General features: G+C 69.9%; 11 protein-coding genes. 4 read left to right on the forward strand and 7 right to left on the reverse strand.

The window, feature by feature from the left end; all coding sequences use genetic code 11:
• The first annotated feature begins 106 nt into the window (after positions 1-106).
• A complete protein-coding gene (locus DC008_RS19535) occupies positions 107-2,632 on the forward strand; it encodes an ATP-dependent Clp protease ATP-binding subunit (RefSeq protein ID WP_108708080.1) in 2,526 nt (841 codons plus the stop codon).
• Between the two features lie 301 nt (positions 2,633-2,933).
• Here DC008_RS19535 and DC008_RS19540 read toward each other — a convergent pair whose 3' ends face one another.
• Complete coding sequence (locus DC008_RS19540) at positions 2,934-3,569, reverse strand: HAD family acid phosphatase (protein ID WP_108708081.1); 636 nt, start codon at positions 3,567-3,569, stop codon at positions 2,934-2,936.
• A gap of 506 nt (positions 3,570-4,075) precedes the next feature.
• Here DC008_RS19540 and DC008_RS19545 point away from each other — a divergent pair.
• Positions 4,076-4,696 (forward strand): M23 family metallopeptidase, encoded by a 621-nt coding sequence (locus DC008_RS19545; RefSeq protein ID WP_108708082.1) that lies wholly within the window; start codon positions 4,076-4,078, stop codon positions 4,694-4,696.
• A 31-nt stretch (positions 4,697-4,727) separates the two neighbouring features.
• On the opposite strand, the gene DC008_RS19550 is transcribed toward DC008_RS19545, so the two are convergent.
• Complete coding sequence (locus DC008_RS19550; RefSeq protein WP_108708083.1) at positions 4,728-5,327, reverse strand: TetR/AcrR family transcriptional regulator; 600 nt, start codon at positions 5,325-5,327, stop codon at positions 4,728-4,730.
• A gap of 124 nt (positions 5,328-5,451) precedes the next feature.
• Here DC008_RS19550 and DC008_RS19555 point away from each other — a divergent pair, with 124 nt between their 5' ends.
• Complete coding sequence (locus DC008_RS19555) at positions 5,452-7,011, forward strand: MDR family MFS transporter (protein ID WP_108708084.1); 1,560 nt, start codon at positions 5,452-5,454, stop codon at positions 7,009-7,011.
• A gap of 48 nt (positions 7,012-7,059) precedes the next feature.
• Here the strand turns inward: DC008_RS19555 and cseC are convergent, their stop codons facing one another.
• The 5 genes from cseC to DC008_RS19580 form a co-directional block, all read right to left on the reverse strand.
• Positions 7,060-8,523: a two-component system sensor histidine kinase CseC gene (gene cseC / locus DC008_RS19560; RefSeq protein WP_374207416.1), complete on the reverse strand. Its 1,464-nt coding sequence runs from the start codon at positions 8,521-8,523 to the stop codon at positions 7,060-7,062.
• A gap of 10 nt (positions 8,524-8,533) precedes the next feature.
• Entirely contained in the window at positions 8,534-9,238 is a 705-nt protein-coding gene (gene cseB, locus DC008_RS19565; RefSeq protein WP_055624677.1) for a two-component system response regulator CseB, read from the reverse strand.
• Between the two features lie 103 nt (positions 9,239-9,341).
• On the reverse strand, positions 9,342-10,067 hold the full coding sequence (locus tag DC008_RS19570) for a hypothetical protein (RefSeq protein ID WP_267146315.1): 726 nt from the start codon (positions 10,065-10,067) through the stop codon (positions 9,342-9,344).
• Positions 10,055-10,594, reverse strand: coding sequence for a SigE family RNA polymerase sigma factor (locus DC008_RS19575; protein ID WP_055624676.1), 540 nt, complete (start codon positions 10,592-10,594; stop codon positions 10,055-10,057). Before DC008_RS19575 ends, DC008_RS19570 begins: the two co-directional genes overlap by 13 nt.
• A gap of 319 nt (positions 10,595-10,913) precedes the next feature.
• Positions 10,914-11,849, reverse strand: coding sequence for an HhH-GPD family protein (locus DC008_RS19580; RefSeq protein WP_108708086.1), 936 nt, complete (start codon positions 11,847-11,849; stop codon positions 10,914-10,916).
• A 243-nt stretch (positions 11,850-12,092) separates the two neighbouring features.
• On the opposite strand from DC008_RS19580, the gene DC008_RS19585 reads away from it, so the two are divergent.
• On the forward strand, positions 12,093-12,917 hold the full coding sequence (locus DC008_RS19585) for a hypothetical protein (RefSeq protein ID WP_108708087.1): 825 nt from the start codon (positions 12,093-12,095) through the stop codon (positions 12,915-12,917).
• Positions 12,918-13,013 lie beyond the last annotated feature (96 nt).

Consider the following 13,013-nt stretch of genomic DNA (forward strand, 5'->3'; position numbering starts at 1 on the left):
GTGTCGGCAGTTGGAATGAGCGGTCCCCGCTTGCGGGACTAAGCTGCGGAAGGACAGGGAGGGGAAGTTCCCCCCACTGCCTGACCGCTCTGAGGAGCGATTAACGATGTTCGAGAGGTTCACCGACCGCGCGCGGCGGGTTGTCGTCCTGGCTCAGGAAGAAGCCCGGATGCTCAACCACAACTACATCGGCACCGAGCACATCCTCCTGGGCCTGATCCACGAGGGTGAGGGTGTCGCCGCCAAGGCCCTTGAGAGCCTCGGGATTTCGCTCGAGGCGGTCCGCCAGCAGGTGGAGGAGATCATCGGCCAGGGCCAGCAGGCCCCGTCCGGGCACATCCCCTTCACCCCCCGTGCCAAGAAGGTCCTGGAGCTGTCGCTCCGCGAGGCTCTTCAGCTGGGCCACAACTACATCGGCACGGAGCACATCCTGCTCGGCCTGATCCGTGAGGGCGAGGGCGTCGCCGCCCAGGTCCTGGTCAAGCTGGGCGCTGATCTGAACCGTGTGCGGCAGCAGGTGATCCAGCTGCTCTCCGGTTACCAGGGCAAGGAGACCGCCACCGCCGGCGGGCCTGCCGAGGGCACCCCCTCGACGTCCCTGGTCCTCGACCAGTTCGGCCGGAACCTCACCCAGGCCGCTCGTGAGTCCAAGCTCGACCCGGTCATCGGGCGCGAGAAGGAGATCGAGCGGGTCATGCAGGTGCTGTCCCGCCGTACCAAGAACAACCCGGTCCTGATCGGTGAGCCCGGCGTCGGCAAGACCGCCGTCGTCGAGGGCCTCGCCCAGGCCATCGTCAAGGGCGAGGTGCCCGAGACCCTCAAGGACAAGCACCTCTACACCCTGGACCTCGGCGCGCTGGTCGCCGGCTCCCGCTACCGCGGTGACTTCGAGGAGCGCCTGAAGAAGGTGCTCAAGGAGATCCGCACCCGCGGCGACATCATCCTGTTCATCGACGAGCTGCACACGCTGGTCGGTGCGGGTGCCGCCGAGGGCGCCATCGACGCCGCTTCGATCCTGAAGCCGATGCTGGCCCGCGGTGAGCTGCAGACCATCGGTGCCACCACCCTGGACGAGTACCGCAAGCACCTGGAGAAGGACGCGGCCCTCGAGCGCCGCTTCCAGCCCATCCAGGTCGCCGAGCCGTCCCTGCCGCACACGATCGAGATCCTCAAGGGTCTGCGTGACCGGTACGAGGCCCACCACCGGGTCTCCATCACCGACGAGGCGCTGGTCCAGGCCGCCACCCTGGCCGACCGGTACATCTCGGACCGCTTCCTGCCGGACAAGGCGATCGACCTGATCGACGAGGCCGGTTCCCGGATGCGCATCCGCCGGATGACCGCGCCGCCGGACCTGCGCGAGTTCGACGAGAAGATCGCCGGTGTCCGCCGGGACAAGGAGTCCGCGATCGACTCGCAGGACTTCGAGAAGGCCGCCTCCCTGCGCGACAAGGAGAAGCAGCTCCTGGCCGCCAAGGCCAAGCGCGAGAAGGAGTGGAAGGCCGGCGACATGGACGTCGTCGCCGAGGTCGACGGCGAGCTGATCGCCGAGGTCCTCGCGACGGCCACCGGCATCCCGGTCTTCAAGCTGACCGAGGAGGAGTCCAGCCGCCTGCTCCGCATGGAGGAGGAGCTGCACAAGCGGGTCATCGGCCAGAACGACGCCGTCAAGGCGCTGTCGAAGGCGATCCGCCGTACGCGTGCCGGTCTGAAGGACCCGAAGCGCCCCGGTGGCTCGTTCATCTTCGCCGGCCCGTCCGGTGTCGGTAAGACCGAGCTGTCCAAGGCGCTCGCCGAGTTCCTCTTCGGCGACGAGGACGCGCTGATCTCCCTCGACATGTCGGAGTTCAGCGAGAAGCACACGGTCTCGCGGCTCTTCGGTTCGCCTCCCGGCTACGTGGGCTACGAAGAGGGCGGCCAGCTGACCGAGAAGGTCCGCCGCAAGCCGTTCTCCGTGGTCCTGTTCGACGAGGTCGAGAAGGCCCACCCGGACATCTTCAACTCGCTGCTGCAGATCCTGGAGGACGGTCGCCTGACCGACTCCCAGGGCCGGGTCGTGGACTTCAAGAACACGGTCATCATCATGACGACCAACCTCGGCACCCGGGACATCTCCAAGGGCTTCAACCTGGGCTTCGCCGCCTCGGGTGACACGAAGACCAACTACGAGCGCATGAAGAACAAGGTGTCGGACGAGCTCAAGCAGCACTTCCGCCCCGAGTTCCTCAACCGCGTCGACGACGTGGTCGTCTTCCCGCAGCTCACGCAGGAGGACATCCTGCGGATCGTCGACCTGATGATCGGCAAGGTGGACGAGCGCCTGAAGGACCGGGACATGGGCATCGAGCTCTCCCAGTCCGCCAAGGAGCTGCTGTCCAAGAAGGGCTACGACCCGGTGCTGGGCGCCCGGCCGCTGCGCCGGACCATCCAGCGCGAGATCGAGGACTCGCTGTCGGAGAAGATCCTCTTCGGCGAGCTGCGTCCCGGTCACATCGTGGTCGTGGACACCGAGGGCGAGGGTGAGAGCAAGACCTTCACCTTCCGCGGCGAGGAGAAGTCGGCGCTGCCCGACGTCCCGCCGATCGAGCAGGCGGCCGGTGGGACCGGCCCGAACCTGAGCAAGGAGGCGTAAGCCTCACGACCCAACCGAAGGGGCCGGTGCTTCCCAGCACCGGCCCCTTCGGCATGCCTGGCACCCCCTAGGCCGTGTCCGCAAAGTCCCGCCTGCCGTTCGGCGTCCGGCACTCCCCCAAGCTCTTCGAGCAGGGGGGGACCCCCACTCGCCGCACCGGCCGGCCACCCGCGTACAACCAGTACGCGGGAGCCCGTCCGGCGCTCCCCCCAGCTCTTCGAGCAGGGGGTACCCCCAGAGCACGCACCGGACGCCGCTCGGCCCGCCCTACGGGCGGACGACGCGACTTTACGGACACGACCTAGGACAGCTGTCCGTCGTAGTCGGGGAGCTTGTACGTCTTCTCGGCGTGCCCGCCGGAGAGGTCGGTGGCGCTGTTGCCGATGTTCGCGATGATCGTGTAGCCGCGCTTCTCGATGTCGACGCGCTGGGCCGTCTTGTAGTCGGCGACGTTCTTGAACAGGTCGAGGAAGCCGCGCACATACAGCCCGGAGACGTCGTAGCCGACGTGCTCGAGGTTGAAGTCGGTGACCCCGGAGATGATGCCCGGGCGGGCTGTCACGAAGAACAGCGCGACCCCGTGGTCCTGCGCGTACTGGGCGACCCGCAGGGCGGGTCTGTTGGCCGGCTGCGGGAAGCTGAAGCCGAAGTCCGTCTCCAGGGTCGTGTTGTCGATGTCGAAGACGATCGCCTGCCGCTCGCCGGGCCGGGCGTCGGCGATCCGCTGCTTCAGATACGGCAGGGCCTGGTCCATCACCGCCTGGCAGTCCCGCTGCCAGGTCGCGTAGTCGACGTCCGCGGCGGCCGTCACGGCGGCTGTGGCGGACGTGGAGGCCGTCGAGGGGCCCGCAGCCTCGGCGGGGACGGCGAAGGCCACGAGAGCGGCGGCGGAGGCTGATCCGACCGCGATACGGCGCGCCCAGGGGCGAAGCGTCATCTGGGGGGTCCTCTCACGTCATGTGCGCTGAAGGGTCGCGTGCATGGTCGTGGAACGTGGTGACCCGCGGGAATCCCGCAGGTTACCGGACGGTAGCCGACAAAGAGGCGTGGCTCACATAGGCGGGCGCGAATTTGTTACCGAAAGGCGTGCGCATTCGCGTAGCGCGGGTCACATTCAGAGGTTCCTGAGAGGCGGGAGCCGGTGACATGGGGCACGCGAGGTACGTCACGTACTAAGCGTAATAGGAGGTTTGCTCTTTTTGGCAAATGGGACATTTCGCCCCGACGGGCACCCGTCCTGCCCCTCTGTCAAGGTGTCTGAGCTGGTAAGTCCGTATTGAGGGGTTCTGGCGGGATACATGATTTTTGAGGGCACGTACTAGGGTCGGTCGTAGATGGGGGGTTTTGGTCCGGGGCCCGAGTGGGGTTACCAAGGGATGGCGCCATCCGGTGCGGCTCAAGTGCCGAATGGCTTTCCCCGTCGTCTTCCCCGTGAGGTTTCGAATGTCCCCGCGCTTTTCTTTCCGTTCGCCCCGTACGTCCGCGTTCCGCACCCGTGCCGCTGTGCTGGCCGCCGGACTGGGAGCCTCGGTCGTGCTGGGCGCCGGAGGCGCGGTCGCTGCCGAGATGAACTCGGGCACCGGTGCCTCCGCCGCCGTCACGGCGCAGAGCGCCGCCGCCAAGAAGGCCGCCGCCAAGAAGGCCGTGTCCTGGGTGGCGCCGGTGAAGAAGTACTCGAAGTCCGCCTCCTTCATGCAGAACGGCGCCCGCTGGGCCCACAAGCACAGCGGTCAGGACTTCGCCGTCCCGACCGGCACCCAGGTCGTGGCCGCGCACGGCGGCACCGTCGTGAAGGCCGGCGGCAACGGCGCCGGTGACGGTCCGGCGTACGGCAACGCCATCGTGATCAAGCACGGCAACGGCACGTACTCCCAGTACGCCCACCTGTCGCGCGTCGAGGTGAAGATCGGCCAGGTCGTGAAGACCGGCCAGGAGATAGCGAAGTCCGGCAACACCGGTAACTCCAGCGGTCCCCACCTGCACTTCGAGATCCGCAAGACCGCCAACTACGGCTCCGCGATCGACCCGGTGTCCTTCCTGAAGGCCAAGGGTCTGAAGATCTGAGTCACGAAGACCTGGGTCACGAAGACCTGAGTCACTGAGACGTCCGGGCGCCCCGATGCGCCTGGGTGATCAGATCGATGGCGACCTCGAGGACGGCTTCCTGCTTGTCCTCGGGGTCGCCTTCGAGGTCTCTGAGCACGAACATCCCGGCGTGCAGCGTGAACAGCGCGCTGACGCACCGCACCTGGTCGACCAGGGCGGCGTCGGGATCGATCACGATGTCCCGCATGCTGAGCATGCGGGACTTGAACATCTCCCCGATGCTCAGCTCGCGGACCGTCGCCTGGTTCTCCTGCATGAACCGGAAGAGCGGGGCCGCGTCCTGGAGCGCCTGGCCGTAGCGGCGGACGATCTCCTGCTTGGTGGCCAGGGTGTGGGGCTGCTGCCGGCCCCACTCGATGAGCTCCTCGATCGGCTTCGTCAGATCCTCGAAGAGGCTGACGATGATCTCTTCCTTGGTCTTGAAGTGGTAGTAGAGCGCCGCCTTGGTGACGTCCAGACGCTCGGCGATCTCCCGCAGCGAGGTCTTCTCGTAGCCCTGCTCGGCGAAGAGTTCCAGTGCCACGTCCTGGATGCGCTGGCGGGTGTTCCCGCGGCGCCGCTGTTTGGTGCCGTCCATGGTGCCACCCATCCTCGTACTCCTCGGCCTTCCAGAAAACTTACTTGACGCCCGGCTAGTTGAGTGTCTACCTTCCCCTGAGTGTAGATAACTAGCCGGGCGGCAAGTAAGTACCGTACCTGGGGGAGTGGGGATCATGGCGGAGACTCTGACGGTGGGCACCGGGCCCGCGGGCCAGGAGACACAGGACGGCAAACGGCCGAGGAGCGTACGCGTCGTCCTCCTCGCGCTGATGATCACGATGATGCTGGCCATGCTCGACAACATGATCATCGGCACCGCGATGCCGACGATCGTGGGCGAGCTCGGCGGTCTGGAGCATCTGTCCTGGGTCGTGACGTCGTACACGCTGGCGACCGCGGCCTCCACCCCGCTCTGGGGCAAGCTCGGTGACATGTACGGCCGCAAGGGCGTCTTCATGGCGTCGATCGTGCTGTTCCTCATCGGCTCCGCGCTCAGCGGCATGGCCCAGGACATGGGCCAGCTCATCGGGTTCCGGGCCGTGCAGGGTCTCGGCGCCGGCGGTCTGATGGTCGGCGTCATGGCCATCATCGGCGACCTCATCCCGCCCCGGGAGCGCGGCAAGTACCAGGGCATGATGGCCGGCGTCATGGCGCTGGCGATGATCGGAGGCCCGCTGGTCGGCGGCACCATCACCGACCACTGGGGCTGGCGCTGGGCCTTCTACATCAACCTGCCCCTCGGCGTCGTGGCCCTCGCCGCGATCAGCGTCGTGCTGCACCTGCCCAGGAAGCGGGCGCAGGCGCGCATCGACTACCTGGGCGCGGGCCTGCTCACCGTCGGCATCACCGCGATCGTCCTGGTGACCACGTGGGGCGGCACCGAATACGCGTGGGACTCCGCGATGATCATGGAGCTCGTCGCGATCGGCGTCGTCGCGCTCGTCGGATTCGTGTTCTGGCAGACCAAGGCCGCCGAGCCGGTCGTGCCGCTGCACATCTTCCGCAGCCGGAACTTCACCCTGATGTCCGTGATCGGCTTCATCACCGGCTTCGTGATGTTCGGCGCCACGCTGTTCCTGCCGCTGTACCAGCAGTCCGTGCAGGGCGCCTCGGCCACCAACTCCGGTCTGCTGCTGCTCCCGATGCTGGGCGCGATGCTCGTCACCTCGATGGTCGCTGGCCGCGTGACCACGAACACCGGGCGCTACAAGCTCTTCCCGGTCGTCGGCAGCGCGCTGATGGTCGTCGGGCTGTACCTGCTGTCCACGATGGACACCGGGACCAGCCGGTTCACCTCCGGTGTCTTCATGGCCGTCGTCGGACTCGGCATGGGCTGTCTGATGCAGATCACCATGCTCGTCGCGCAGAACAGCGTCGAGATGGAGGACATGGGGGTCGCCTCCTCCTCCACCACGCTCTTCCGCACGCTCGGCTCGTCCTTCGGCGTCGCCGTCATGGGCGCGCTGTTCAACAACCGGGTGCAGGACGTGATGTCCGAGCGCGCCGGATCGCTGGGCGCGAAGGTCACCGAGCAGTCGGCGCAGCTGGACGCGGCGAGCCTCGCCAAGCTGCCGGAGGCGGCCCGGGAGGCGTACCAGCACGCGGTGTCCTCCGGGACGCACTCCGCGTTCCTGCTGGGTGCCGTGATCGCCGTGCTGTCCCTGGTGACGGCCGTGTTCGTCAAGGAGGTCCCGCTCAAGGGGACCGGCCCCGAGGCGAAGCCCGCCGAGTAGGGACGCAGGAATGCGCGAGGGCCCCCGTACGGGGGCCCTCGACGCGTTCTAGGGGAGCGCCGGATAGCTGCCCGTGTTCGTCGGCGCGTGCTCCGGCAGCCACAGGACCGCCACCGCGCCCTCGGCCGGCAGGTCGTCCGGGGAGCCGGGGGGCCGGATGTTGCGGAAGGTGAGCCGGGCGCCCAGCACCCGGGCCTGCCCCGCCGCGATCGTCAGACCCAGCCCGTGGCCGTGCCCGGCGCGGTCGCTGCTGCCCGTACGGAAGCGGCTCGGTCCGTCGGCGAGCAGGTCCTCCGGGAACCCGGGGCCGTGGTCGCGGACCCGGATGACCCGGCCCTCCACGGTGACCTGGACGGGCGGCCTGCCGTGCCGGGCGGCGTTCGCCAGCAGGTTGAACAGCACGCGCTCCAGGCGCCGGGGGTCCGTCGTGACCTCCGACTCGTGCACGATCCGCACCTCGATCGCCGGGTCCTTCACGGCGACCCGCCGCTCGACGAACTCGCCCAGCAGGATGTCCTGCAGCTCGGCCCGCTCCGAGGCGCTGTCCAGCCGGGCCACCTCCAGGACGTCCTCCACCAGCGTGCGCATCGCCTTCGCACGGTCCAGGACCAGCTCGGTGGGCCGCCCGGGCGGCAGCAGCTCGGCCGCCGTCAGCAGTCCGGTCACCGGCGTGCGCAGCTCGTGCGCGATATCGGCGGTGACCCGGCGCTCCGCCTCCAGCCGCTGCTGGAGGGCGTCCGCCATGGCGTCCACCGCGCTCGCGAGATCGTCGGTCTCGTCCCGTACGACACCCCCGATGGCGTCCCGCACCCGGACGTCCGGCTCGCCGCTCGCGACCCGGTTGGCCGCGACCGCCGCCTTGCGCAGCCGCCGCGACAGCTGCCCGCCGATGAGCACGCCCAGCGCGCTGCCGCCGAGCACCACCGCGATACAGCCGATGATCATGGCCTGGTCGAGCCGGTTGAGGATCTGCTCGCTGCGGTCGGTCCAGCCGCTGCGCAGCGACAGCACATGCCCGTTGCTCAGCGGGACGGCCGCCCAGATGTCGGGCGCGCCCCCGGCGGTCTCCGTGACATAGGTCGCCCGGCGGCCCTCCTCGACCTTGTCGCGCAGCGCGGCGGGCAGCTCCGGATCGTCGATCGTGGCGTTGGGGAAGTTCAGCCGCTTGGACTGCTCGAAGCTGCGCTGGGCGATCTGCACCCGCTCGTCCGCGACGTCCCGCGCGCTGTCCAGCATCGAGACCCGGGCCTGGTTGTGCACGACCAGGCTCAGGACGACCGCGACGAGCGCGCCGACCAGCGCGATCGCCGCGCTCAGCTTCCAGCGCAGCCCCGTGCGGATCGCCACCCGGCCCCGCAGACCGGCCCGTCGCCCACCCGTACGACCCCGCATCACCGCGCCCCCAGGTCGCTCCATGACACCGCCGGCACTCCCGGCCACGGCCGCGGCCGGCTCGCCGAGCCCGCCGCCCCCCGCGCCCGACGCGGCCGTACGCCCGAACAACCCCCGCATGCCGCCCCGCTCAGGCCTTCAACTTGTAGCCGAAGCCACGGACGGTCTCGACCCGGTCCTGGCCGATCTTCTGGCGCAGCCGCTGCACATGGACGTCCACGACCCGGGTGTCGCCGCCCCAGCCGTAGTCCCACACGCGTTCCAGCAGCTTGTCCCGGGACAGCACGGTCCCGGGCGCGGAGGAGAACTCCAGCAGCAGCCGCATCTCGGTCGGTGTGAGCGCCACCGGCTGCCCGGCCCGGCGCACCTCCATGCCCTCGGTGTCGACCTCCAGGTCGCCGAAGGTCAGCAGCCCGCCGTCCACCGTGTCACCGCCGTCTTCCGCCCGGTCGCCACCGCTCGCGTGCCCGAAGCGGCGCAGCACCGCCCGGATCCGCGCGACCAGCACGGCACCGTCGAACGGCTTGGTGACGTAGTCGTCGGCGCCCGCCTCCAGGCCCAGCACCACGTCGATGGAGTCCGCGCGGGCCGACAGCATGATCACCGGCACGGTCGACTCGTCCCGGATACGGCGGCACAGGCTCACGCCGTCCAGGCCCGGGACCATGACGTCCAGGAGCGCGATGTCGGGCCGGTCGGCCCGGAACGCCTCGAGCCCCGACAGCCCGTCGGGCATGGCGGTGACCGCGAAGCCGTCCCGCTCCAGGGCGAGCTGGGTGGCCTCACGGATGACGTCGTCGTCCTCGACGAACAGGACGTGGGTCTGCTCTGCCATCCAGGTGCTCTCAGTCCTCGTGTGCGGTCAGGGGTGCGTCGGACGTGCTCACTTCACAGACGCGTCAGCCCGGCGAAGCGTTCACCGCCGTGTGCGGCGCCACTCAGCCGGCCGGTGCGGGCGTGTCCTGGCCGTCGTCCAGGGTGCCGTAGTCGGTGTGGGTGCTGTACTCCCGCACGAACCGGCCGGCCGTCCACCGGTACGACACGACGTTCTCGCTCGACGGGTTCGACAGCGCGTCGTCCTTGGCGTACACCTGCTCGGTCACCACCAGATAGCCCCGGTCGATCTCGGCGTAGACGGGAGGCTCCTCGGCCTTGAAGACGTTCTGGTAGGAGCCGTCGCGCTCCCGGTACACGTACGAGGCGATCCCGACCGCGTCCCCGCAGGACAGGACGTTGACCACGATGTCGTCAGCCGGCCCTCCGGTCAGCTCACCGTACGACACGTCGACCGGGTACTCGTCGGACACACAGGGCTTCAGGTCCCGCTTGACCTGCCGTGACACCTGGGGATCGGCCTGCACCAGCCGGACGGCCGCGCGCCGGTCCGGGACGGGTGTGGGGGAGGCCGACGCGAGATCGGCCGAGGAGTGCGCGGGGCTGCCCACGCTCTCGGCGTGCGCCGGTCCCTCGTCACGGGCGCCGGTGCCGCCGGTCGCGCAGGCGGACGCGAAAAGGGCGAGGGCGACGACCACGGCCACCGCCGTGAACGCCGCCTGGAGATTTCCCCGGATCGCCGGTCCGCCGTCCGCGGCGTCCGGCTCCGCGCCGGGGTCGCCGCCGTCCGAGCGCCCGGTGCCGCCCTTCGTCGTGCCTAGGCCGCGCAACGCTCCCGCTCCTCACGCTCCAGCGCGCGTGCGTCCAAGTCGCGGTTCTCCAGCTCCTCGCGGAGCCGGGCGAGCGCCCGGTGCAGCGTGCTCTTGACCGTACCCGCCGACATGCCGAGGGCGGCGGCCGTCTCCTCAGTGGACATCTGCTCCCAGTGTCGCAGCACCACGACACTGCGTTGCTTCGGAGCGAGCACCTTCATGATGTCCATCAGCAGGGCGCGGTCCGCGTGCTGCTCGGTGGCGTCGTCGACCGAGGCGTCGGGCAGCTGCTCGGTCGGAACCTCCTCCAGCTTGCGGGCCCGCCACCACTCGGTCCGGGTGTTGATCATGACGCGGCGGAGATAGGCGTCGGCGAGGCGCTTGTCCGCGATGCCGTCCCAGCGGTGGTACGTGCGCACCAGCGCGGTCTGCAGCAGGTCCTGGGCGTCGACCGGGTCCGGGACCAGCCGGCGGGCGCTGCGCAGCAGCGCGTCCTGCCGGGTACGGACGTACTCCTCGAACTCGAGCACCTCTCCCTGCGCCATCCTGACCGCCTCCTGATTCCCCGTCACCGGCGGCCTGTTCACCGCCGGTCGTACTGCCTGTGCTTCGTCACCGGTCCCCGTCTGCCGGGTACGGGAATGAAGCTACGGAGGCGTTGTCACGGGGCTGTCCGAGGCAGCCTGCGGGGAACGCTCGGCTGTCCGTCGGTTGTGTAACGGAAGCAGGAAACGGGCGAATCGAACAGGGTGGTTGATGGCGCTCTGCAGTGATATGCCCGAGTCTGGGCCGGGTGACGGCTGTGAAGTACGGGGCGGGGGAGCCCGGTTCCTGTGACAGAGCCAGGTGATTCCCCCCCGGGCGTCAGCTCGCCGGCAGCCGGTACATCCCGTCCGGCAGCGGCTCCACCAGACCGTCGGCCACGAGCCCGTCCAGCGCGCGGGCGCGCTGCACCGGCTCGTGCCACACCCGGTCGAGCGCCGCCTGCGGCACGGGCGCGTGGGCGTCGCGCAGCACGGCGAGCAGCTTGCCGCGCACCTGCCGGTCGGTCCCGGCGTACGTCTGCCCCCGGCGGGGCGGGCCCTCGTGCTCCGGCTTGCCCGCCAGCTGCCACGCGCACTGCGCGGCGATCGGGCAGCGGTGGCACGCCTCGTTCTTCGCCGTGCACACCAGCGCGCCGAGCTCCATCGACGCGGCCGCCCAGCGCGAGGCGGTGCGCTCGTCCTCGGGGAGCAGCGCGCGGGCCAGCTTGCGCTCGGCGGCCGTCGTGGCGTTCGGCGGGTACTGCACGCCGGTGACGGCACGGGCGAGGACCCGGCGGACGTTGGTGTCCAGGACGGCGTGCCGCTGCCCGTACGCGAACGACGCGACCGCTGCGGCCGTGTACTCGCCGATGCCGGGCAGCGCCAGGAGCTGCGCGTGGTCGGTCGGTACGTCGCCGCCGTGCCGTTCCGCTATGGCGACTGCGGCGCCGTGCAGCCGCAGCGCGCGGCGCGGGTAGCCGAGCCGACCCCAGGCGCGGACCGCCTCGCCGGGGGTGTCCTTGGCGAGGTCGGCGGGACGGGGCCAGCGCGCCAGCCACTGCTCGTAGACGGGCAGGACGCGGCTGACCGGTGTCTGCTGGAGCATGAACTCACTGACCATCACGCCCCAGGGACCGGCGTCGGGGCGCCGCCAGGGGAGGTCGCGTGCGTTCTCCTCGAACCAGTCGATGACGGCGCCGTGCAGCGACTGACCGAGAGGGCCGTCGGAACGGGGCGCGGCGGAGTGGCTGTGCGGGGGTTTCGTGGGCGCAGTCATGGCCTTCCGATCCTGCCATGCCGGGGGCGGCCGGAAGGGGAGGCGGCGGTGTCGGTGCGTTTCCCGGCGGCCGGGTCGGCGGGGGATCGGTCGTGAGTGCTGCTTCGAAGTGCCGGGGCCGCTCCGGCAGTTCGCCTCCGGAAGGCGGCTCCGGGGGCTCTCCGGGATGATGATCCGGAAAAGTTGTCGTCTCGGCGGCGGGTGACGCAAGCTGGGCCACCGATCTCTCGTACAGTTTGCGCCGTGGGATCTCTGCGCAATCCGGTCGGGCCGCTTCCCTCCTCCATCTACTGGCGACGGAGGGCCGTCATGCTGTCCGTGCTCGCCCTGTTGGCCCTGCTGGCCACCTGGGTGCTCACGTCGGGCGGCGGGGGCGGAAAGAACGGCGCCGGCGGGTCCGACGGCAAGAATCCCTCACCCTCGACGATCACACCGGGCCCCTCGGGTTCCGGACCGGCCATCAGCCAGGCGCCGGGCGGGCGTGACGAGTCGCCCGGCGGCGGGGACTCCGGCGGTTCCGGTGCGGACGACGGCTCCGGGTCGGGCTCGGACGGCGGGGACGCCGGGAGTTCCGGCGGCGAGGCCGGCTCCGGCGGCGGCTCCGCGGGCGGCGGCTCGGGCACCGCGGTCGGCGCGGGCGACACGGTCGCCGAGGGGTCCTCGCTGCCCAACTGCGTCGCCGGGCAGGTGAAGTTGACGCTGCGCAGCCTGCGCAACTCCTACGCGCCCGGCCAGAAGCCCACGTTGCGGCTCACGGCGGCCAACTCCTCCAGCTACGACTGCAAGATCGACCTCGGCCCGAAGAACGCCGTGACGACCATCACGCAGGCCGGCGCCGACGACGACATGTGGTCCTCCGCCGACTGTCCCGACGGGGCCGGCAATCTGCAGTTCCGGGTGCCCGCCGAGTCGAGCATCACGTACACCGTGAAGTGGGACCGCAAGGCCAGCGCGCCGGAGTGCGCCACCCCGAAGGCCGGGGCGGCCGAGGCCGGGACCTATCTGGTGGAGACGAAGACGCCGGGCTTCGGCACGGCGCAGACGTCGTTCGTGCTGGACAAGGACTAGGATCTTTCGTTTGGATCATGCCGGGCTCGCGGGGTCTGGTGCCGCACCTTGCCGCGTTGTCGTCGGTTGCCATGGCTCCGCCATGGCGCCCTCCTC

Source organism: Streptomyces nigra (assembly GCF_003074055.1).
Lineage (GTDB): Bacteria > Actinomycetota > Actinomycetes > Streptomycetales > Streptomycetaceae > Streptomyces > Streptomyces nigra.

What these genes read in the sequence shown, in the direction of transcription:
- DC008_RS19540 (WP_108708081.1), bottom strand. Translation starts at nt 3,569, where the DNA reads ATGACGCTTCGCCCCTGGGCGCGCCGTATCGCGGTCGGATCAGCCTCC.
- cseB (WP_055624677.1), bottom strand. Translation starts at nt 9,238, where the DNA reads ATGGCAGAGCAGACCCACGTCCTGTTCGTCGAGGACGACGACGTCATC.
- DC008_RS19535 (WP_108708080.1), top strand. Translation starts at nt 107, where the DNA reads ATGTTCGAGAGGTTCACCGACCGCGCGCGGCGGGTTGTCGTCCTGGCT.
- cseC (WP_374207416.1), bottom strand. Translation starts at nt 8,523, where the DNA reads ATGCGGGGGTTGTTCGGGCGTACGGCCGCGTCGGGCGCGGGGGGCGGC.
- DC008_RS19555 (WP_108708084.1), top strand. Translation starts at nt 5,452, where the DNA reads ATGGCGGAGACTCTGACGGTGGGCACCGGGCCCGCGGGCCAGGAGACA.
- DC008_RS19545 (WP_108708082.1), top strand. Translation starts at nt 4,076, where the DNA reads ATGTCCCCGCGCTTTTCTTTCCGTTCGCCCCGTACGTCCGCGTTCCGC.
- DC008_RS19550 (WP_108708083.1), bottom strand. Translation starts at nt 5,327, where the DNA reads ATGGGTGGCACCATGGACGGCACCAAACAGCGGCGCCGCGGGAACACC.
- DC008_RS19580 (WP_108708086.1), bottom strand. Translation starts at nt 11,849, where the DNA reads ATGACTGCGCCCACGAAACCCCCGCACAGCCACTCCGCCGCGCCCCGT.
- DC008_RS19575 (WP_055624676.1), bottom strand. Translation starts at nt 10,594, where the DNA reads ATGGCGCAGGGAGAGGTGCTCGAGTTCGAGGAGTACGTCCGTACCCGG.